This is a genomic window from Methylobacterium sp. J-030, assembly GCF_022829545.1.
Classification (GTDB): domain Bacteria; phylum Pseudomonadota; class Alphaproteobacteria; order Rhizobiales; family Beijerinckiaceae; genus Methylobacterium.
Window position 1 is genome coordinate 51,884 of record NZ_JAKSYM010000091.1, and the last position, 19,111, is coordinate 70,994.

Genomic DNA, 19,111 nt, shown 5'->3' on the forward strand with positions numbered 1-19,111 from the left:
CTCCCCGAGCCGCCGGGTTTTTAGTGACCCGATTCGAGATGCGCGTGGGAAGGCCATGCGATATGATGCAGGCGACGGGACCGTCGGCGACAGATCGGCCGGCCCGGGAGGACGCCTAATGAACGATCTTGCGCAAAGCGCCGAGCGGGCGGCCGCGACGCCGGAATTCTGGCATTCCATCCCGCTCGAATGCATTCTGAGCGCGGCCGCCATCCTGCTGGCGGCGGGGCTCAAGCTCGCCGGCCTTCTGTCCTGACGGCGCGCGACGGACGGGTGGACGGCATGGAGCACGTCGCAATCGCATCGGCCGCGGGCGCGGCGCCGCCTCCGGAGCTCGATGTGCCGAAGGGCGACCTGACGGTCCGCACCATCGCGATGCCGGCGGACACCAACGCCAACGGCGACATCTTCGGCGGCTGGGTGCTGTCGCAGATGGATCAGGCCGGCGGCATCGCGGGCGTCGACCGGGCGCAGGGCCGGGTCGTCACCGTGGCGCTCGATGCCATGACGTTCATCCGGCCGGTCCGGGTCGGCGACGTGCTGTGCGTCTACACCCGGGTCTCGCATGTCGGCCGGACCTCGATGAAGATCGAGGTCGAGGCCTGGGCGCGGCGCTTCTGCACCCAGGTCCGCGAGCGGGTGACGCAGGCCACCCTCACCTTCGTGGCGATCGACGAGGCGGGCCGGCCCCGGCCGATCCCGCCGGACATCGCCGCGCCCCGGGCGGCTACTTGATCACCGCGCAGGCGACCCGGTCGCCGGCGCCGCCGATCGGCTGGCTGGTGTGGTCGTCCTCGTTGGCGTGGATGATCAGCGCCGAGCCGTCCCCGTCCTTCAGGCCGCCCTCGCCGTTGAGCGGCGTCTCGCTCCAGACCTCCGCATTGGCCGAGCCGTCCTGCGCCACGTAGAGGTTCGGCAGGTCGCCCTCGTCGGGCCCGTCCGGGTTGAGCAGGCCGTGCTTGCTCTGATCGTGGTTCACGTGGGCCTTGGAGTTCATGAACTTCGGATCGTAGCAGTCGCCAACGGCGTGGAAATGCATGCCGTGCCAGCCGGGCGGCAGGGCGCCGGCCTGAAGCGCGACGCGCAGCACCAGGGCGTTGGCGCCGTCGCGGATCGCCAGCGAGCCGATCGTGTCGCCCTTGGCGTTCTTGATCGGCGCCGAGAAGGTCTCGGTGGCCTTGGCGGCCTCCTTCGGCGGCTCCTGGGCGTGGGCACCGCCCGCGGCGGCGGTCGCGAGCAGAGCGAGCAGCGGAAGGGTACGAATCATGCGGTGGCTCTCCTGTCAGGCCCGGTCTAGTTAGGGAGCGCGGCGGCCGTCGACAGGGCCGCGCGCGAGAACCTATGCCGCAGATCTGCCGCGACCGCACGAAGCCCTGATGACCTCAGACCGGACCATACCGGACCGCGCCCCGACCCCGCGGCGCGCCGACCTGTTCCTCGTGGAGCACGGCCATTTCGAGAGCCGGGCCCGGGCGCAGGCCGCGATCCGGGCGGGGAAGGTGCGGGTCGACGGCAGGCCGCTGACGCGCGCCTCCGAGACGATCGAGCCGGGGACGCGGATCGAGGCCGCCCCGGAACACCCCTACGCCTCGCGCGGCGGCCTCAAGCTCGCCGCGGCCCTGGACGCGTTCGACCTGGACCCGACGGGCCGCGTCGCCCTCGATATCGGTGCGTCAACCGGCGGCTTCACCGACGTGCTGCTCGCCCGGGGGGCACGCCATGTCCACGCGGTCGATGTCGGCCGGGGGCAGCTTCATCCGCGGATCGCGGCCGATCCCCGTGTCACGAACCGGGAGGGCACCGACATCCGCAGCCTCGATCCGGCCGCGCTGATGCCGCGCCCGGATTTCGCGAGCGTCGATGTCAGCTTCATCGGCCTGCGCCTCGTGCTGCCGGCGCTCCCGGCGCTCCTGGCACCGGGCTCGGGCCTCGTCGCGCTGATCAAGCCGCAATTCGAGGCCGGACGCGAGCGGATCGGCCGGGGCGGCCTCGTGCGCGATCCCGCCGTCCATGCCGAGGTCTGCGCGGCGGTGCGCAGCGCGCTGGAGGGGCTCGGCGCCGCAATCCTCGGCCTGATCGCCTCCCCCGTGACCGGCGGCGACGGCAATGCCGAATTCCTGATCGGCGCGAGGTTTTCTTGAGCGAGACGGTCACGATCCGGGAGCTCGGCGCCCGCGGCGACGGCATCGCGGAGGATGGGACCCTCGTGCCCTACGCGCTGCCGGGCGAGCACGTGGCGATCCGGCGCGAGGGACGCCGCGCCGAGCTGCTGGGCCTCGAGCTGGCCTCCGCCGACCGCGTCGAACCGTTCTGCCCCTACGTCATGCGCTGCGGCGGCTGCCGGACGCAGCACCTCGCCCGGCCGGCCGAGCTCGCCTGGAAGCGGGGCCTCGTCGCCCAGGCACTGTCGCAGGCCGGGCTCGACGTGACGCCCGACCCCACCATCGACGCCCACGGCGCGGGGCGGCGGCGGCTCACGCTCCATGTCCGGGCCGTCGAGGGCCGGGCCGAGGCCGGCCTGATGGCGGCGCGCAGCCACGCGCTGGTGCCGATCGACCACTGCCCGATCACCGTGCCGGCGCTGCACCCGGCGCCCGAGGTTGCGTGCCGCCTCGCCGCCCCCCTGGGCCACGGCCGCAAACCCCTCGACGTTGCGGTCACCGCCACCGACCAGGGTCTCGATATCGACCTGCGCGGCCACGGGCCGGTGAGCGCGGGCGTCGGCGCCGCCCTGGTGCGGATCGCGGGCGAACTCGGGCTCGCCCGGCTGTCGCTCCACGGCGAGCGCCTGATGGAAGCCGAGCCGGTCTCGGTGACCGGCGACGGCACGCGCCTCTACCCGCCGCCCGGCGGCTTCCTCCAGGCCACCGCCGCGGGACAGGCCGCCCTGACGGAGCTGACCCTCGCGGCCCTCGGCCCCCGCCTGCGCCGCGTTGCCGACCTGTTCGCGGGCTGCGGGCCGCTCAGCCTCGCGATGGCCGGGCGCGCCGCGATCCACGCTGTAGAATCCGATGCCGCCGCGCTCGCCGGCCTCGACCGGGCCGCCCGGGCGGCGACGGGCCTGCGGAGCATCACCACCGAGCGCCGCGACCTGTTCCGCCGCCCGCTGCTGCCCCTCGAGCTCGACGCCTTCGACGCGGTGGTGCTCGATCCGCCCCGGGCCGGCGCGGAGGCCCAGGCCCGCCAGCTCGCCGCCGCGAAGGTGCCACTGGTCATCGGCATTGCCTGCGACGCCGGCACCTTCGCCCGCGACGCCGCCACCCTCGTGGCCGGCGGCTACAGGCTGGAGTCGGTCACGCCGGTCGACCAGTTCCGCCACGCGGGGCATGTCGAGATGGTCGGCGTGTTCCGGCGCGCCGCGCGGCGTCGGTGAGGCACGCAACCTGCGGCGGAGTCTCACGTTCTCCCCGGCGATTGGAGATTTTCCATGCCCCGAGGATCCCTGCGTCTGCTGGCGCTCGCCGCCCTGAGCCTCGCCCTGCCCGGCTCGCTGGCGGCCCAGACCGTCGCGCCCGACCAGACCGGCACCGGCGGAGGCCCCGCTTCGACGATCACGGCGCCGAACACCAACCGTTACGGCGTCACCAAGCCGCCCGGCACCTCCATGGGCCCCGGCGAGGTCCCGTCCCGCCGGCAGCAGCGGCGCGAACGGGCGCTCACCGACAAGATCGACGACAGCATCTGCGACGGCTGCAATTAGAGGTGTCTATGCCGCATCGGGCACCGGTTTGGCGAAGAAGCGTCAGCTCGAAGCCTCGGGGCCGCGCACGATCGCAACGCGCAGGTCACATAATCGCACTGCGTGGCAAGATCATCGAAGGATCCCACCCGCCCCTCATCCTGAGGTGCCCGCGCCAGCGGACCTCAAAGGAGGGCTCCAGGGATCGCGCGGCTGGCTGGAGGGCTCCTTCGAGGCCTCCGCTACGCTCCGGCACCTCAGGATGAGGTCGTGGGTTGGACAACCAACCCGAAGCATCCTGATGCGTGTCATGTACCGTTTGGAACACGTGGGGCACGGCTTTAGGCTCATCGCGGCAAGCGCCGGCTCGGAACCGGGCCGCAATGTCACGGAAGCGTCAGAAAACACCGCCACACCCGCGGCGCAGCTTGCGCCGGGAGTCGCCGTGCCGGATGCGGATCAATCCCAGCGCTGTCCCGTGACCGTCCTGCACCCGAGACCTGTTCGTGATCTTCATCCACCAGCCTGCCCTCGGCTCCGGATCCACGCTGCTTGAACGCCGCGTCATCGATCTGCAGGACCCGATCCCCGAGGATACCGTCTGGCTCGATCTCATCCGCCCGAGCCGCGAGGAGGAGATGAAGGTCGAGGCTTTCGCGGGCATCGAGGTGCCGACCCGCGAGGAGATGAAGGACATCGAGCCCTCCGAGCTGCTCTACGTCGAGGAGGGCGCCCGCTACATGACCGGCCGGGTGCTCTCGAAGGTCAGCGACTCCGAGGATCCGGGACTCACCGGCATCACCTTCATCCTGCGGGGCAACCGCCTCGTGACCGTGCGCCACGAGGAGCCGCAGGCCTTCCGGATGTACACGCAGCGCGCCGGCCGCTCGATGGGCAACGGCGGCGCCTCCACGCCCTCCGGCGAGTCGATCCTGGCGGGCCTGATCGAGGCGGTGATCGACCGGGCGGCCGACGTGCTCCAGCTCCAGGGCGAGCGGATCGACCGCCTCTCGGGCAAGATCTTCGAGGCGCAGGAGGACCCCTCGGCCCGCAACACAGCCCTTCAGGACACGTTGCGCGCCCTGGGGCGGCACGGCGACCTCATCTCGAAACAGCGCGAGAGCCTGGTCTCGATGGAGCGAATCCTGCTCTCGCTCTCGGCGACCTACCGGACCAACAAGGCGCCGCGCGATCTGCGCGAGGATGTCCGCTCGACCCTGCGGGATCTTCAATCCCTGGAGGAGCACGCGACCTTCCTCAATAACAAAATTCAATTCCTGCTCGACGCGACCCTCGGCCTCGTCAACCTCGAGCAGAACAACATCATCAAGCTGTTCTCGGTCATGGCCGTCGTCTTCATGCCGCCGACCCTGATCGCCTCGATCTACGGCATGAATTTCAAGTCGATCCCTGAGCTAGATCTACCGTACGGCTACCCCATGGCTTTGGTCATGATGGTGATTGCCGCGGTATTCCCATATTTTTTCTTCCGCTGGAAGAAGTGGCTGTAGGCACATGTGCTGGTGTAGTGCCGACGAATAATTAAGAAGCCTGTGGGAGAACGCCCCAGCCTGAAACCGCGGTTTGCACGCGAGGACGGAAGCGACCATGCAGTTCTCCCTCAAGACCGTGCTCTCCGGCGCGATCGGCCTGCTCGCGCTCGCCGCCGTCGGGCAGGGCATTGCCAGCGTGGTGGCCCTGTCGGAGATCGAGGCGAACGCCATCACGGTCTCGGAGCGGGCGCTGCCCACCCAGAACCTCGCCGAATCGATCGGAAAGGCCGTCCGGGACGCGCGTCTGAACCTCTACAGGCTCGCGGTAGCCTCCCCCGATGTCGCCGCCCTGGACAGGAACCAGACCGCGCTCACCGACACGCTCGGGACCCTCTCCGACCTGCGCCAGGCCTTCCAGAGCCGCCTGACGAAGCCCGCGGACCAAGCGATCTACGAGCGCTTCACCACGGCCTGGAACGCTTACCAGAACATCCAGCTCCAGGTTGTCGAGCTGATGATCGCGGACGACAAGGCCGGCGCCCTCGCGCTCGTGCTGAATCCGACGACCGGGGCTCAGAACGATGCGGCCGTGGCGAGCCTCACCGAGACGATCGCCTCGGCCCGAGCGCAGACGGAGGCCAGCGTCGCCGAGACCGCGCGGGAAGCGACCCGCGCCAAGCTCATCGCGCTCGCCGCGACCGTGGTCGGCCTCGTGGTCGCTGCGGCCGCTCTGCTGTTCGCGGTCTTCGGGATCGCCCGGCCGATCGCACGCATGACCGGCGCCATGGGGCGGCTGGCCGAGGGCGACGGGACCGTGGCGGTTCCCCATACCGGGCGCCGCGACGAGATCGGCGCGATGGCGGCCGCCGTGCAGGTGTTCAAGGACAACCTCATCCGCAGCCGCGCGCTGGAGCGGGACACCGCCCTCGCCCGACAGGATGCCGAGACCCAGCGCCGCCGCGCGGTCCACGCGATGGCCGACTCCTTCGAGGCCGCGGTCGGCGGCGTGCTGGCGCGCGTCTCAGACGCCGCAAGCGGGTTGCGCGTGGACGCCGAAGCGATGTCGAGCACGGCCACCCATACGGCCGAGCGTTCGGCGACGGTGGCGGGGGCCGCGCAGGAGGCGGCGCAGCATGTCGGCACCGTGGCGGCGGCCGCGGAGGAACTCGGCGCGTCGGTCCAGGAGATCAGCCGCCAGGTGGACGGCTCGGCTGATCTCGCCCGGGGCGCGGTGGTCCAGGCCGGCGAGACCGCCCGCCACGTGCAGGAGTTGAGCGCGGCGGCGGGCCGGATCGGGGACGTGGTGCGGCTCATCACCGACATCGCCGGCCAGACCAACCTGCTCGCGCTCAACGCGACCATCGAGGCGGCCCGCGCAGGGGCGGCCGGCAAGGGCTTCGCCGTGGTCGCCGCCGAGGTGAAGCAGCTCGCCGAGCAGACCGCCAAGGCCACGGGAGAGATCGCCGGCCAGGTCGGCCGCATCCAGGGGGCGACGGGTCAGACCGTCAACGCGATCGACGGCATCGTGGCGCGGATCCGCGAGATCGACGGCGTGGCGACCTCGATCGCGGCGGCCGTCGAGGAGCAGGGTGCGGCGACCCGGGAGATCGCCCGCAACGTTGCGGAAGCCGCCGTGGGGACCGGCGCGGTCACCGGCACGATCGACGCGGTGGCGCAGGCCGCCGACGAGACCGGCACGGCCGCCACGCGGATGCTCGCCTCGGCGGCGGGCCTCTCGGAGCAATCCGCCGCGCTGCGCCGGGAGATCGACACGTTCCTGGCAACCGTGCGGGCCGCCTGACGCTCAGCCCGGGCTCGACAGCGTCATCAGCACGAACCCGGAGCCGATCAGGCCGGCCGTGCGGATCCGCGCCCGCCCTCCCCCTCTACGGGGGCGGAGCGGAGCCGCTCATCGCTTCTCCCCCGTAGAGGGGCAGGGAGGGCGCGTACCGGAGCGCGGTGCCAGTCCCAACAAACCGTCCGGGAGGAGAGCACGCCTCGGCCGGAGATACGTGAACATCGGAGCCCGCACCGGATGAGAGAAAGCCGCGGGGCCTCCCCGGACGCGAACGCGCCCGGGATCAAGCGGGCCGAGGCCCGTCACGCCACCGCGGCCAGGTGCTTCACTTCGGCCTTCGCCACGACCTTGCCCACCGGCGCAGCCTTGCCGGCGGTCTCGGCCTCCGGGGCGAGGACCGGCGGCTGCACCCAGCGGCCGGCATCGAGCTCGGTGATCCGGCCGTTGATCTCGCGGATGACGTAGCGCGAGAACGGGTAGACGTGCAGGTAGATCACCATGTTGGTGACCACCGCCTCCAGGGCCGCCGGGTTGTTGCGGGCGGTCTCGAGGAACACGCTCCAGAAGTGCTTGGCGAGTTCCGGCCGCCGCACGGTCATCCGCCAGCACACCCGGGCGAGCGACCAAAGATCGTGGGCGATGTGGCGCCAGTTGAGTTTTTGCGCCGCGAATTTCGGCCGCTTCACCCGCCGGGCCACGACGCGCACCCGGTCGAAGAAGTTCACCGGGTCGTAGACCTCCTGCAGGACGTCGCGATAATCGGCCAGCACGTCGCGCTGCGGGCGCAGGGTCACGAAGTTGAGCCCCTGCGTGCACTGGTCGCCCTGGTCGGCGGTGGTGTGCGCGTAGTTCTCGTAGAGCCGGCCCTCCTTGCGCAGGCGGCGCGAGAGCTGGGTGTTCGGCAGCGCGAACAGCAGGCCGACCATCGCGATCGGGATGCCGGTCTGGCTGATGCACAGCGACATCGCCTTGGAGATGCTGTCCTGCTCGGTGTCGAAGCCGACGATGAAGCCGGCGGTGACGAACATCCCGTTCTCGTAGAGCTTGTGGACGCTGTCGGCGATCGAGCGCTTGGTGTTCTGCTTCTTCTGAGTCTGGATCAGGGTCGCCTCGTCGGGCGTCTCGATCCCGGTGAACAGGGCGAAGAAGTTCGCGTCCCGCATCATCCCGAGCAGTTCCTCGTCGTCCGCGAGGTTCAGCGAGGCCTCGGTCGAGAACTTGAACGGGTAGCCGTGATCCGCCTGCCATTGGATCAGGTGCGGCAGGAACAGCTTGATCGCCTTCTTGTTGCCGATCAGGTTGTCGTCGACGAAGTCGACATGGCCGCGGTAGCCCAGGCCGTAGAGCCGGTCGAGCTCGGCCAGCATCTGCGGCGCGGTCTTGGTCCGCGGCGACCGGCCGTACAGCTCGATGATGTCGCAGAACTCGCAGGTGAACGGGCAGCCGCGGGAGAACTGGACGCCGATATAGAGGTAGTGGCTGAAGGTCAGCAGGTCGAACCGCGGAATCGGGCTCTTGGTGACGTCGGCCTTGAATTTTTCCGCCGTGAAGCGACCGCGGCGTTCGCCCGCCTCCCAGGCCGCCACGAAGGTGTCGAGGATGCCCTCGGCCTCGCCCAGCACCAGGAAGTCCGCCTTGTCATAGACTTCCGGCGTCGAGGTGGGGGCCGGGCCGCCGACGCAGACCGGAATACCCAAAGCCACGCACTTGTCGATCACGACGAGACAGTCCGGCTCCTGGGGCAGCATGCCGCCGGTCATCACGAGGTCGGCCGCGCGGATCTGCGCGTCCGTCAGCTCCTCGCAGTTGCGGTTGACCAGCGTCACCTGCCAGGCCGGCGGCAGCATCGCGGCGAGCGTGATCAGGCCGAGGGGCGGCGCCGGGGCGCGGGCGCCCTGGATCTCCATGGCCTCTTTGAAGTTCCACATGGAGTTCTCGTAGAACTTCGGGAAAACCATGAGCACGCGCGGGGCCGTGTTCGCTTCCGACATGCCAGTTTCCCTCGTTCTTACGGGCGGTCCGCTCCGAAAGGGTCGGAGCGGGCGCAGGAGCGACCTTCACTTGCGGGCGAAATGAGGCCGTTTTTCGCTGCCGCAACAATCCGGATCGCAGCGGCCGACAGGACGCCCGTCCGGGCGCCGCGAATCAACCCCTCGTCGCACCGCGGCGGGGAATTCCGGTCCCTTATCCGGGGGTTGCGCCATTTCGGCGACAGCCGCCACACCGCGGTTGATCAGGGTCCGACCCGGAAGCGCTCCGGCTGCGTGCCGTCAGCGTCGGTGAAACCGTAGATCCGCGCGAGGTCGGCTGCATGCAGCACCGTGCCCGTTCGGGCCGCGACATCGGGATCGGCGGCCAGGGCGGCCAGTGCCCGGCCGGCGTAGAGCGGGCCCTCGGTGGCGAGGCCGTCCTGCCCGAGGTCGCGTGCCCGCTCGGTGGCGACGAAGCCCGGCGAGAGGCCGACCGCCGTGACGCCGTGCGGCGCCAGGTCCCGGGCGAAGGCGAGCGCCAGCCGGTTGGTGGCGGCCTTGGCGGAATCATAGAAGATGTCGCCGAGGTAATCCTCCGTCCCGAAGGAGACTAGCGCGATCAGCCCTGAGCGCGCCGCCACCATGGCGGGGGCGACCGCGCGGGCGAGGAGCAAAGCCGGCACAGGACCGGCTTCGAGGAAGCCGAGATAGGGCTCGGCGGAGCGGCGCCAGAACGGCGTGCCCCAGCCGGCGCCGTCCGGGTAGCGCTCGCCGTCGTAGCCCTCGTTGCCGCCCCAGACGCTGCAGGCGGCGACGTCGATCCGCCCGAAGCGGCGGAGCACCCAGTGCATCATCGCGTCGGTGGCGCGCTCGGAGCGGTGGTCGCAGAGGTAGTGGTGGCCCCGCCCCCCAGCCGCGTCGACCAGGCGGGCAGTGTCCTCGATCGATTCCGGGCGCATCTCGGTGCGCGCGCCGGTCTCGCTGGAGCGCGCGGTGACGATCACGGTGGCGCCGGCTTCGCCGAGCGCCCGGGCGAGCCCCCGCCCGACGCCCCGCGACGCGCCCGCGACCAGGCAGATCTTCTGGGACAGATCGGGCGCGCTCACGCCGAGGCGGGCTTGGCGCGGTTGAGGAAGGCGGAAAGCCGCTCCTGGGATTCCGGCGAGCGCAGCTGCACGTCGAACGCCCTGGCCTCGGCCTCCAGAGCCGCCTCGACCTGGGCCTGATCGCCCCGGATCAGCGCCCGCGAGGCCGCCAGCGCCCCGCGCGGCAGGGCGGCGAGGCGCGCGGCTTGCGCGACCGCCTGCTCCACCAGCATGTCGGCCGGCAGGACCGCGTTGACGAGGCCGAGCGCCTGCGCCTCGTCGGCCTCCAAGGGCCGGGACAGCAACAGCAATTCGGTCGCCCGGACCCGCCCGACCCGCAGGGGTAGCAGGTAGCTCGACGCGGCCTCCGGCACGAGGCCGAGTTCCACGAACGGCATGCGCAGCCGCGCCGCCGGGCTGGCATAGACGAGGTCGCAATGCAGGCAGAGCGTCGCGCCGATCCCCACCGCGATCCCGTCGACCGCCGCCACCATCGGGGTCCGTGTGCGGGCCAGCTGGCGAATGAAGGCCAGCGCCGGCGAGTTGCTGAACCCGTCGCCGGCATGACCCATGAAGTCGGCGAGGTCGTTGCCGGCGCTGAACATGCCGGGCTGCCCGGCGAACACGACGGCGCCGATTTTTTCGGACGTATCGGCCTCGGCCAGTGCCTCGCGCATCGCGTCGTACATCGACCCGGTGAGGGCGTTCTTCTTCTCGGGGCGGTTCAGGGTGATCAGGCGGACGCCGCCCTGAAGATCGTCGATCGCGACGGTATCGGCCATGATCCCCTCCTCAAACCGCCAGCGCCAGCGCAGCGTCATCCGTAAAGGCGCCACCCGCGATCACGCTCTGCTCCAGCCCGGAAGCGGCCACCAGGAGATTCTCGGCATAGAACCGGGCGAGCGCGATCCGCGCGGCATGGGCCGGGTCGGTCTCGCCGCCCTTCAGGGCCGCGCTCGCGGCGAGCGCGCTCCGGGCGAGGCCGGCGCCGCCGAGCACCAGACCGAACAGGCGCAGATACGGGGTCGCACCCGCGAGCGCCGCCTCCGGCCGGTTGGAGGCCAGCGCCGCGAACTGATGGCTCGTCGCCCGGTCGAGACTGCCGATCCCGTCCCGCAGCCGCGCCGCCATGTGGCCGAAGGCCGGGTCGCCCGCCTTGAGCAGGCCCTCGGCCGCCCGGCGCATCCAGGCGATCTGCGAGCGCACGGTGGCGCCGCCGTTCAGCGGCAGCTTGCGGGCGGTGAGGTCGATGGCCTGGATGCCGTTGGTCCCCTCGTAGATGCCGAGGATCCGGGCGTCGCGCATGAGCTGCGCAGCCCCGGTCTCCTCCACGAAGCCCATGCCGCCATGGACCTGCACGCCGAGCGAGGTCACCTCGTTGGCGAGATCGGTGCAAAAGGCCTTGGCCACCGGGGTCAGCAGGGAGGCGCGGTCGAGGGCGTCCCGCCCCTCCGGCCCCTGCGCGGCGTCGAGGGCGGCGGCGGTGAGGTAGCAGATCGCGCGGGCGGCGGCCGTGTAGGCCCTCATGGTCAGCAGCATGCGCTGCACGTCCGGGTGCGCGACGATCGGGCTCGTCGCCTCGGCGGCGCCGAGCGCCCGGCCCTGGCGGCGCTCCCGCGCGTAGGCGAGCGCCCGCTGGGTCGCGGCCTCGGCGATTCCGACGCCCTGGAGGCCGACATTGAGCCGGGCCGCATTCATCATCGTGAACATGCAGGCCAGCCCCTTGTTCTCCTGACCGATCAGCCAGCCTGTGGCGCCGCCCTGGTCGCCGAACGCCATGGAACAGGTCGGCGAGGCGTGGATGCCGAGCTTGTGCTCGATGCCGGAGCAGCGCAGATCGTTGCGGCTGCCGTCCGGCAGCACCTTCGGCACCAGGAACAGCGAGATGCCCCGCGTGCCGGCCGGCGCATCGGGTAGCCGGGCCAGGACGAGGTGGACGATGTTCTCGGCGAGGTCGTGCTCGCCATAGGTGATGTAGATCTTGGATCCTGTGATCCCGTAGGTGCCGTCGCCGGCCGGCACCGCCCGGGTCCGCAGCAGGGCGAGGTCGGAGCCGGCCTGCGGCTCGGTCAGGTTCATGGTGGCGGGCCATTCGCCCGAGACCAGTTTTTCGAGGTAGCGCGCCTTGAGGTCCTCGGAGCCGTGGGCCGCCAGCGCCTCGATGCCGCCCTGGGTCAGGAGCGGGCACAGGCCGAAGGCGAGGTTGGCGCCGTTCCACATCTCGGTGCAGGCGGCCTCGATCAGCTTCGGCAGGCCCTGGCCGCCATGATCGGCCTCGGCCGAGAGCCCGTTCCAGCCGCCCTCCGTGAAGGTGCGGTAGGCCTCCCGCCAGCCCGGGGGCGTGGTGACCTGCCCGTCCGCGAACGGGGTGCCGTGCCGGTCGCCGACCCGGTTGAGCGGCGCGATCACTCCGGCAGCGATTCGCCCGGCCTCGGTGAGGATCGCCTCCGCATCCTCGGGATCGAACGCGCCGAGCCCGGCCACGTGCCGGAGGGTGAACAGCATCTCGGGGACCGGGGCGCGGTAACTCATGACGATCCTCACTCGGCGGCCCGCCCGTTCGATCGGGTCCGGGTTTGACCACGCCCGCATCCCGGGTCTACGGCGGCCCGAGCGTAGGCGCACGCTCGGCCCTTGTCTCTGAGACGGCTTCCCGCATGAACGATCCCGGGTCAACGGTCCCGGCCGCGACGCCCCGGCTGCCCCCCGACGCAAACGGCCTCGCCGAGGCCGCCGCGCTCCTGCGGGCGGGCGAGCTTGTCGCCTTCCCGACGGAGACGGTCTACGGCCTCGGGGCGGACGCGACCGATCCCGCCGCCGTGGCGCGGATCTTCGCCGCCAAGGACCGGCCGCGCTTCAACCCGCTCATCGCGCACGTGGCCGACGCGGACGCGGCCCTGGCCGACGGCGCGTTCGATGAGTGGGCGCTGCGCCTCGCCGAGGCGTTCTGGCCGGGGCCGCTGACGCTGGTCGTGCCGGCCCGCCCGAAGTCCCGCGTCTGCGACCTCGCCCGAGCCGGTCTGCCGAGCGTCGCCCTTCGGGTGCCCGCGCATCCGCTCGCCCAGGCCCTGCTGGTGGCGGTCGGCCGGCCGGTGGCCGCGCCCTCGGCCAACCGCTCGGGCCGCGTGAGCCCGACGCGGGCTGGCCACGTCCTCGACGATCTCGCGGGCCGGATCGCCGCCGTTCTCGACGGCGGCGACACGCCGGTGGGCGTCGAATCGACCGTGGTGGCCTGCCTCGGCGGCCCGCCGCGTCTATTGCGGCCGGGCGGGATCACACGGGCGGCGCTCCGCGCCGTCCTCGGGCACGATCCGGCCGCCCCGGAGGCGGCCGATAGCGACCGGCCCGCAGGACCCGGCATGCTCGCCTCGCACTACGCGCCCCGGGCGCGGGTCCGCCTCGACGCGGTGCGCATCGAACCGGGGGAGGCCGTGCTGCTGTTCGGCTCGGGCTGCCCCGAAGGACTCGAACAGGCCCGTGCCGCGCTCAACCTCAGCCCGGCGGGCGATGCCGGCGAGGCCGCCGCCCGCCTGTTCGGCGCCTTGAGGGAGCTCGACGCGTCGGGGGCCGACACCATCGCGGTGGCGCCGATCCCGTCCGAAGGCCTCGGCGAGGCGATCCGCGACCGGCTGGCCCGGGCCGCCGCCCCGCGGTGAGGGGGGATCGTAATTTTTTCGGCGGCGGCGGAACAGACCCCGCCGCCATCCGTTTATTGGTCACGAAGGCCTTCTCAGCCCCCAATGGCCTTTTTCCTTTCAGGCTCGGAGCAATCCGAGCCTTTTTTCTTGGCCGAAACCCTCAGGCCAGCTTGGCCGCGATCCCAGCGACGTGACGGCCCTGGAAGCGGGCGCCCTCCAGCTCCACCGCGCTCGGCTGGCGCGAACCGTTGCCGTCCGCGATCGTGCTGGCGCCGTACGGGGTGCCGCCCTTCACGGCCTCGACGCCACCCTGCCCCTGGAAGCTATAGGGCAGCCCGACCACCACCATGCCGTGGTGGAACAGGACGGTGTGGAAACTCGTCAGCGTCGTCTCTTGGCCACCGTGCTGCGAGGCCGTCGAGGTGAACACCGATCCGACCTTCCCGACCAGCGCGCCCTTCATCCACAGGCCGCCGGTCTGGTCGATGAACTGCTTCATCTGCGCGGCCATGTTGCCGTAGCGGGTCGGCGTGCCGAAGATGATCGCGTCGTAATTGGCGAGTTCATCGACGGTAGCGATGGGTGCGGCCTGATCGAGCTTGAAGTGGTTCTGCCGGGCGACCTCCTCGGGCACCAGCTCCGGCACGCGCTTCACCACCACGTCGGCCCCGGCCTCGCTGGCGCCCTCGGCGACGGCGTAGGCCATCTGCTCCACGTGTCCGTAGGTCGAGTAGTACAGCACCAGAACCTTGGCCATGTCGGGATCTCCGGTTCGCGTTTCGGACGGCCGCCCGAATCGTCGGACGGCGCGATGTCACCTCCATCGCGCGTTTCGGGTCTTGCAAAAATGCCCCGCGGCGCAAAACACACCTTGCACCTATGCAAGGGGCAGGCATGTTGCTGGATTGGGACACGTTCCGCTTCGTGAAGGCGGTCGCCGAGCGGGGCGGCCTGACGGCGGCCGCGGCGCAGCTCGGGATCAATCACTCGACCGCGTTCCGCAGGCTCACCGCCCTCGAGACGAAGCTCGAAGCGCGGCTATTCGAACGCTTGCGGACCGGCTACGTGCCGACCGCCTGCGGCCAAGCCATGGTCGAGGCGGCGAACCGGATCGAGGCCGAGGTCACCCGGTTCGAGCGCACGGCGGCGGGGCGGGGCGATATCCCGTCGGGAGAGCTGCGCGTGACGACGCCAGCGAGCTTCGCGGCGGACCTGCTGATGCCGATCCTGGCAGATTTCGCCGTGCGCTATCCCGAAATCCGGATCGCGCTGATCCTGGCCGAGGCGGCGCTCAACCTGTCGCGCCGGGACGCCGACGTGGCGATCCGGGCCAGCCGCGACCCGAGCGAGACCCTGGTCGGACGCCGCCTCGCCACGGTCGCCTGGGGCCTCTACGGCCGGGTCGACCGGGATTTTGGCGATCTCGCCCGCGAAGCCTGGGTCAGCCCCGATTCCAGCGTCGCGGGCGGCTCATTCACCCGGTTCGTGGCGGAGCAGACGGCGGTGGATCGCGTCAGGTTGTGGATCAACACGGTCACGGGGCTCGAAGATGCGATCGCGGCAGGGATCGGGATCGGCCCCCTGCCCTGCTTCTCGGCCGACGCCAACCCCGCCCTGCGCCGCCTGTCGGGGCCGCATCCGGAACTCGGGGCCGATCTCTGGGTGCTGACGCATCCGGACCTGCGTCACGCGGCCCGGGTTCGGGTCTTCATGGAGCACATCGCCGAGGCGATCCTGCCCCTGCGGCCGCGCTTCGAAGGAAGCTGATCCGCCTCAGCGGATCTCCACCACCTCGACCTCGTGGCCGTTCACCTCGACCACGTCGCCCACCGTCTTACCGGTGATCGCCCGAGCGAGCGGCGCCACGTAGGAGATCGATCCCTTGTGCGGATCGGCCTCGTCCTCGCCGACGATGTGGAAGGTCTGGCGGGTCTCCTTGCCGGACTCGTCGACGCGCAGGACCGTAACGGTCGAGCCGAACTGCACGGTGTCGCCACCCTTCGCCTCGAAGAGTTGGGCCGTGTTCTTGCGCGCCGCCCAGTAGCGCAGGTCGCGCCCGATCCGGGAATCCTCCGCCTTGTCGGTCGGATCCAGCGAGGCGACCTCCTTCTCCAGCCGTGCAACCTCGGCCTCGATCTGGGCCAGGCCCTCCGGGGTGACGAAGTTGGTATGGGGCGAGATCGGCCGGTCGGGGAGGTTCTCGAACGCTTCCCCGCCCTCGGGCTCTTTGACGAATGCGACGCTCATGAGCGAGATAACACGCTGCCTGCGGCGCAGGTTCCGGCAACCCGCGGCTACGCCACCGCCACCACGATCCGCCCCCGGACCCTTCCAGCGAGGATCTCCTCGCCGAGCCGTCCTACCTCCTCCAAGGGGACCTTGCTGGTCATCGCGGCGAGCTTGCCGAGATCGAGGTCGCGGGCGAGCCGGGCCCAGGCCTCGCGACGCTTCGGCTGCGGGGTGGTGACGCTGTTGATGCCCAGAAGCGCGACGCCGCGCAGGATGAACGGCGCGACCGAGGTCGGCAGATCCATGCCCTGCGCCAGTCCGCAGGCCGCGACGGCACCGTCGGCCCGGGTCTGTGCCAGCACGTTGGCGAGTGTGGTCGAGCCGACCGCATCGACGCCGGCGGCCCAGCGCTCCTTGCCGAGCGGCTTGCCGGGCTTCGACAGTTCCGCCCGGTCGAGGATCTCGGCGGCGCCGAGGTTTTTCAGATACGCGCTCTCGCCGTCCCGCCCGGTCGAGGCGATGACGTGCCAGCCGGCCCGCGCGAGCAGCGCCACCGCCACCGAGCCGACGCCGCCCGAGGCGCCCGTGACGATCACCGGGCCATGGTCGGGCTTCACCCCGTGGGCGTCGAGCGCCATGCAGCACAGCATCGCGGTGTAGCCCGCGGTGCCGACCGCCATGGCCTGTTCGGGGGTGAGCCCGTCGGGCAACGGCACCAGCCAGTCGCCCTTCACCCGGGCGCGCTGCGCGTAGGCGCCGAGATGCGTCTCGCCGACGCCCCAGCCGGTGAGCACCACGGCATCGCCCGGCTTGTACGCGGGATGATCCGAGCGCTCGACGATCCCGGAGAAGTCGATGCCTGGGATCATCGGGAAGCGGCGCACCACCGGGGATGTGCCGGTGAGCGCGAGGCCGTCCTTGTAGTTGAGGGTCGAGTGCGTCACCCGGACGGTGACGTCGCCGTCCATCAGGTCGGCCTCGTCGAAATCCCGGAATGCGAGGCTCTGGCCGGCCTCGCCCTTCTCGACCACCCAGGCCTTGAACGTCCCCATCGTCCCCTCCCGTGTTCGGCGAAGAGGTGTCGCCGGGACGCCCGGAATCAAGGTCGCGGGGCGCGCGTCAGTACCCTTCGTACTGGCTGCCGTAGGTGAAGCCGAGGGCGACGCCGAGATCCGACGAGCTGGCGCCGGTCATGCCGACGGCGTCCGGAATCGAGCCGATCAGCGGGCCGCCATAGGAAGCGGGAGCGTAGCCGTACCCGCCCCCATATCCGCCGCCGACCGGAACCCAGCCGGCCCGGGCGGGCGCCACGCGGACGCGGCGGCTCACGCTGGCGTATTCCGGCGGGATCGTCTCGGGGATCGACTGCGCGGGGCGGACCACCACGGTCCGGGTGCGCACGGCGAAGCGCGGCGGCGTGGTCACCCAGCAGCCGATCAGCTCGCCGCCGGGGCCGCGGCTCGTCTGCCAGAACCGGCCGCCCGGCGAGACCATCACGTTCTCCGTCACGGTGTCGTAGACCGGCGGCACGGTGCGGTAGACGGTGCGCGACGGGCGCACCAGCACGGTCTCCTGCACCGTGTCGTAGACCGGCGGCATGACCACGTGGCGGTAGCAGGCGCTGCCGTAGCAGCCGCCGGCCTGGGCGGGTGCGGCGAGGAGCAGGCCGCCGAGGGCGGCGAGAACGAGGGTGCTGGCGACCGGCGCGGTCATGGAAATCCTCTGGTACGCAATACGGCGGATGGGACCGCGAAGGCGGCACCCGTCTCGACGTACCAGAGGCCAGACTCGTTGCCCTGCGCGCAAGCTTTATCGAAAACGAAGGTAAAATTAACCCTTGGTTTCGACTGCTTAAGCGTCGCCTACCTAGGTAGAATTGCACGGTTCCGCATCAGGATTTCTTACAAAATCCGGTCGAGACACGATCAGGTCTGACCGGCCTTGAGCTGGTAGAAGATGTGCCGGCCGATCACGTCCATCTTGCGCAGGCGTCGGGCCCAGCCCGGCCGCACGTAGTCGGCATGGTAATGGGTGGCGGCGCCGACCTCGGCGAGGTAGGTCCGACCCTCGATCACCGAACGGGCGATCCGGGTGGCGGTTTCCCAGGCGCCGGCATCGGTGATGCGCAGCGACTTGCCCTCGCAGGCGAAGGAGAACTGGCAGCCCATGTAGTGGTGCCGGTTCTGGTAGACGACGCCGCAGACGCTGCTTGGATACAGGCCGCTCTTCACGCGGTTCAGCACGACCTGGGCGACGGCGGCCTGACCGGCCTCAGGCTCGCTGCGGGCCTCGAAGTAGACCGCCTCGGACAGGCAGCGCTGCTCCTTATCGAGGGAGTCCGGATCGATCAGGTCGGCGTAGCGCCGGCGGGCATCCTCCGGGACCGGCTGGGCGCTGTCGGGACGCTCGGTGCGGATCGCGAAATCGGGCAGCGCAAGGCTTGCGGCCGCGACCTCGATGGGGATCGCGTCGGCCGGGGCCGGCGTGGTCGACGACAGAGCCACGGCGCGGGGTACCGGCGGCGTCGAGCCGTCGAAGCGCGCGGGGTCGCCGTCCTCGGTAAGATCGGCGGTGCCCTCGCCCGTGGAGGCGGCGCTGCCGGCGCCCGTGGTCAGACCGAGATCGGGGACGGGCTGGAAGGCGGCCTCAGGCTCGGATTGGGGGTCCCAGACGGCGGAGCCCTGCGTGAGCACGCCCGTGACGCTGCCGGTGACATCGCCGAACACCAGAGCGGCGCCGGTCTCGCGGAGGTTCACGGCGCGGCGGGCGAAGCTCTCGGCGGGCGGGCGGGCCGGGTTACCCTTGTCCGCGCGCTGCACGACGGGGAAGACGTGCGCGCCGGTCTTGAATACCGCCCGGGGCGGCTCGTCGCCCAGGCGGCGCAGAGCGGAGCCGATCAGCAGGGTGCCGGGCGGCAGGGGCGGAACCGTATCAGCGTCGATCAGGCCGAGGCGGCTCGATCCGAGGGCGTTCTCCGTGCCGGCATCGGCGGTGAACGACACCAAGAGGCCGAGGCCGACCATCCAGGGCGTCAGCGCCGCCGAGAGCCAGCGCAGGCTCGATTCCCGTCGTCCTCGTCTCGTGCCCACGACGCCCGACCCGTACTCACGCACCCGAACCGGCCCCAGCATCCCCGTTTCCAGGGTGTTTCCGGGGCCGCCTCAGATTTATCGCCCGGTATGGTTGAGCGGCCGTTAAGGCCGATCGGTTGCGCCTGTC

19 protein-coding genes are annotated in these 19,111 nt (G+C 71.1%); 9 read left to right on the forward strand and 10 right to left on the reverse strand.

The annotated features are described in order from the left end of the window. Positions 1-118: 118 nt before the first annotated feature. Both MKK75_RS05760 and MKK75_RS05765 read left to right on the forward strand, forming a co-directional pair. Positions 119-256, forward strand: a complete 138-nt coding sequence (locus MKK75_RS05760; RefSeq protein WP_244041665.1) for a hypothetical protein — start codon at positions 119-121, stop codon at positions 254-256. A 26-nt stretch (positions 257-282) separates the two neighbouring features. Beyond that, complete coding sequence (locus MKK75_RS05765) at positions 283-735, forward strand: acyl-CoA thioesterase (protein WP_244041666.1); 453 nt, start codon at positions 283-285, stop codon at positions 733-735. On the opposite strand, the gene MKK75_RS05770 is transcribed toward MKK75_RS05765, so the two are convergent. Beyond that, a complete protein-coding gene (locus MKK75_RS05770) occupies positions 728-1,267 on the reverse strand; it encodes a superoxide dismutase family protein (protein ID WP_244041667.1) in 540 nt (179 codons plus the stop codon). The two genes, MKK75_RS05765 and MKK75_RS05770, sit on opposite strands and share 8 nt — an antisense overlap. A gap of 109 nt (positions 1,268-1,376) precedes the next feature. Between MKK75_RS05770 and MKK75_RS05775 the strand changes: the two genes are divergently transcribed. The 5 genes from MKK75_RS05775 (at position 1,377) to MKK75_RS05795 (ending at position 6,973) form a co-directional block, all read left to right on the forward strand. Then, complete coding sequence (locus MKK75_RS05775) at positions 1,377-2,141, forward strand: TlyA family RNA methyltransferase (protein WP_244041668.1); 765 nt, start codon at positions 1,377-1,379, stop codon at positions 2,139-2,141. Continuing rightward, complete coding sequence (locus MKK75_RS05780; RefSeq protein WP_244041669.1) at positions 2,138-3,373, forward strand: class I SAM-dependent RNA methyltransferase; 1,236 nt, start codon at positions 2,138-2,140, stop codon at positions 3,371-3,373. The genes MKK75_RS05775 and MKK75_RS05780 overlap by 4 nt, the downstream gene beginning before the upstream one ends. A 54-nt stretch (positions 3,374-3,427) precedes the next feature. After that, positions 3,428-3,700, forward strand: a complete 273-nt coding sequence (locus tag MKK75_RS05785; protein ID WP_244041670.1) for a hypothetical protein — start codon at positions 3,428-3,430, stop codon at positions 3,698-3,700. A gap of 485 nt (positions 3,701-4,185) precedes the next feature. Next, positions 4,186-5,190 carry a magnesium transporter CorA family protein gene (locus tag MKK75_RS05790; protein WP_244041671.1) on the forward strand — a complete coding sequence of 335 codons (1,005 nt, stop codon included), beginning with the start codon at positions 4,186-4,188 and terminating at the stop codon, positions 5,188-5,190. Positions 5,191-5,287: 97 nt separating this feature from the next. Then, positions 5,288-6,973, forward strand: a complete 1,686-nt coding sequence (locus tag MKK75_RS05795) for a methyl-accepting chemotaxis protein (protein WP_244041672.1) — start codon at positions 5,288-5,290, stop codon at positions 6,971-6,973. Positions 6,974-7,272: 299 nt separating this feature from the next. Here MKK75_RS05795 and MKK75_RS05800 read toward each other — a convergent pair whose 3' ends face one another. The 4 genes from MKK75_RS05800 to MKK75_RS05815 form a co-directional block, all read right to left on the reverse strand. After that, complete coding sequence (locus tag MKK75_RS05800; protein ID WP_244041673.1) at positions 7,273-8,961, reverse strand: B12-binding domain-containing radical SAM protein; 1,689 nt, start codon at positions 8,959-8,961, stop codon at positions 7,273-7,275. Positions 8,962-9,203: 242 nt separating this feature from the next. Further along, positions 9,204-10,046, reverse strand: coding sequence for an SDR family NAD(P)-dependent oxidoreductase (locus MKK75_RS05805; protein WP_244041674.1), 843 nt, complete (start codon positions 10,044-10,046; stop codon positions 9,204-9,206). Continuing rightward, the gene (locus tag MKK75_RS05810) at positions 10,043-10,807 is read right to left on the reverse strand and encodes an enoyl-CoA hydratase-related protein (RefSeq protein ID WP_244041675.1); all 765 of its coding nucleotides are present in this window, start codon (positions 10,805-10,807) and stop codon (positions 10,043-10,045) included. Before MKK75_RS05810 ends, MKK75_RS05805 begins: the two co-directional genes overlap by 4 nt. Before the next feature lie 10 nt (positions 10,808-10,817). Beyond that, entirely contained in the window at positions 10,818-12,557 is a 1,740-nt protein-coding gene (locus MKK75_RS05815; RefSeq protein ID WP_244041676.1) for an acyl-CoA dehydrogenase, read from the reverse strand. A 125-nt stretch (positions 12,558-12,682) separates the two neighbouring features. Here MKK75_RS05815 and MKK75_RS05820 point away from each other — a divergent pair, with 125 nt between their 5' ends. Continuing rightward, positions 12,683-13,681 carry an L-threonylcarbamoyladenylate synthase gene (locus tag MKK75_RS05820; RefSeq protein WP_244041677.1) on the forward strand — a complete coding sequence of 333 codons (999 nt, stop codon included), beginning with the start codon at positions 12,683-12,685 and terminating at the stop codon, positions 13,679-13,681. A gap of 142 nt (positions 13,682-13,823) precedes the next feature. Here the strand turns inward: MKK75_RS05820 and wrbA are convergent, their stop codons facing one another. Next, on the reverse strand, positions 13,824-14,420 hold the full coding sequence (wrbA, locus tag MKK75_RS05825) for an NAD(P)H:quinone oxidoreductase (RefSeq protein ID WP_244041678.1): 597 nt from the start codon (positions 14,418-14,420) through the stop codon (positions 13,824-13,826). 137 nt (positions 14,421-14,557) lie between these two features. Here wrbA and MKK75_RS05830 point away from each other — a divergent pair, with 137 nt between their 5' ends. After that, complete coding sequence (locus MKK75_RS05830) at positions 14,558-15,430, forward strand: LysR family transcriptional regulator (RefSeq protein WP_244041679.1); 873 nt, start codon at positions 14,558-14,560, stop codon at positions 15,428-15,430. Positions 15,431-15,436: 6 nt separating this feature from the next. Here the strand turns inward: MKK75_RS05830 and greA are convergent, their stop codons facing one another. The 4 genes from greA to MKK75_RS05850 all read right to left on the reverse strand — a co-directional run bounded on the left by greA (position 15,437) and on the right by MKK75_RS05850 (position 18,915). Beyond that, positions 15,437-15,910, reverse strand: a complete 474-nt coding sequence (gene greA, locus MKK75_RS05835; protein ID WP_244041680.1) for a transcription elongation factor GreA — start codon at positions 15,908-15,910, stop codon at positions 15,437-15,439. A gap of 47 nt (positions 15,911-15,957) precedes the next feature. After that, positions 15,958-16,944 (reverse strand): MDR family oxidoreductase, encoded by a 987-nt coding sequence (locus tag MKK75_RS05840; RefSeq protein ID WP_244041681.1) that lies wholly within the window; start codon positions 16,942-16,944, stop codon positions 15,958-15,960. Between the two features lie 67 nt (positions 16,945-17,011). After that, positions 17,012-17,605 carry a hypothetical protein gene (locus tag MKK75_RS05845; RefSeq protein WP_244041682.1) on the reverse strand — a complete coding sequence of 198 codons (594 nt, stop codon included), beginning with the start codon at positions 17,603-17,605 and terminating at the stop codon, positions 17,012-17,014. Between the two features lie 212 nt (positions 17,606-17,817). Next, complete coding sequence (locus MKK75_RS05850) at positions 17,818-18,915, reverse strand: cell wall hydrolase (protein ID WP_244041702.1); 1,098 nt, start codon at positions 18,913-18,915, stop codon at positions 17,818-17,820. Positions 18,916-19,111: the final 196 nt, after the last annotated feature.